Below are 544 nucleotides of genomic sequence, written 5' to 3'. Positions count from 1 at the left end.
GTGACCAGCGAACGGGCGCCCAGTTCCATGAAGACCTGGGTCCACGGCACGATGAAGATGATTTCCAGGTCGAAGACGATGAACTGGATCGCGATCAGGTAATAGCGCACGTCGAACTGCTTGCCGACCTCTTCCAGCGTGTGGTCGGTGTTGTTGTCAATGCCGAAGCGCATGCGCAGCACCTTGGCTTCCCTCGGGGTGAGGCCGGCCAGCACGTCGCGAACGGTTTCAGACAAGTTGATGTTGGTGGTGGTTTGTGGTGTTGTTTTTTTTTTTGTTTTTTTTTTTTTTTTTTTTTTTTGTTTTTTTTTTTTTTTGTTTTTTTTTTTTTTTGTTTTTTTTTTTTTTTTTTTTTTTTTTTTGTTTTTGTTTTTTGTTTTTTTTTTTTTTTTTTTTTTTTTTTTTGTTTTGGGGGGGTTTTTTTTTTTTTTTTTTTTTTTTTTTGTTTTTTTTTTTGGTTTCTAACACCGGTTGGGGGGGTTTTTTTTTTTTGTGTTTTTTGGTGTTTTTTGGGGGTTGGTTTTGTTTGGTGGGGGGTTGGCCC

General features: G+C 38.8%; 1 protein-coding gene and 2 pseudogenes. All 3 read right to left on the bottom strand.

Annotated features, from left to right (window positions below; translation table 11 throughout):
• Positions 1-119, bottom strand: a pseudogene (gene ndhC, locus RCF13_RS03830) (NADH-quinone oxidoreductase subunit A); the annotation flags it as partial.
• Positions 108-251 (bottom strand): annotated as a pseudogene (locus RCF13_RS03825) (sigma factor-like helix-turn-helix DNA-binding protein); the annotation flags it as partial. The pseudogenes ndhC and RCF13_RS03825, both read right to left, overlap by 12 nt.
• Positions 229-468, bottom strand: coding sequence for a hypothetical protein (locus tag RCF13_RS03820; RefSeq protein ID WP_308140889.1), 240 nt, complete (start codon positions 466-468; stop codon positions 229-231). The pseudogene RCF13_RS03825 and the gene RCF13_RS03820, both read right to left, overlap by 23 nt.
• Positions 469-544 lie beyond the last annotated feature (76 nt).

This window comes from Stenotrophomonas maltophilia group sp. RNC7 (genome assembly GCF_030910085.1).
Taxonomy (GTDB): domain Bacteria; phylum Pseudomonadota; class Gammaproteobacteria; order Xanthomonadales; family Xanthomonadaceae; genus Stenotrophomonas; species Stenotrophomonas sepilia.
The sequence above is the reverse complement of the archived record's forward strand: the minus strand, read 5'-3'. Positions and strand labels throughout refer to the sequence as shown.